The organism is Xenorhabdus szentirmaii DSM 16338, assembly GCF_002632585.1.
Lineage (GTDB): Bacteria > Pseudomonadota > Gammaproteobacteria > Enterobacterales > Enterobacteriaceae > Xenorhabdus > Xenorhabdus szentirmaii.
On sequence record NZ_NIBV01000059.1, the window covers coordinates 1 to 333 of the forward strand.

The window sequence follows — 333 nt, forward strand, 5'->3', positions numbered from 1 at the left end:
TCAGCTTAATCTCACTGATTTGTTCGCGCTGGCGCTGGTATTGCTGTTTGAGGCCGTTCGTCTCGTCACTGTCGGGGATGAGCACCAGACAGCCATCCATGATTTTCACCGTGACCGAGCCACCAATCTCAAAGCCTGCCTGTTTAAGCCATTGCCCTTTAAGATGAATTGCGGGCGGTGCTGTGGCTTTGTCGTTTTGCGGGACGTATCCCACGGTGTAATAACGTTCTGTTTTAGCCGCTTTATTTTGAGCCGCGTTTTGCTTAGAATGCGCCTTAGCCATCATTCAACTCCTCTGTAGTTGCTTATGGTTAGCGGTGTTGTAGTGTTACA

The 333-nt window shown here is 49.5% G+C and carries 1 protein-coding gene; it reads right to left on the reverse strand.

Features of this window, described 5'->3' with window-relative positions:
• Positions 1–283: SymE family type I addiction module toxin (locus tag Xsze_RS21620; RefSeq protein ID WP_099139199.1), on the reverse strand; the 283-nt coding region annotated here is incomplete at its 3' end.
• Positions 284–333: the final 50 nt, after the last annotated feature.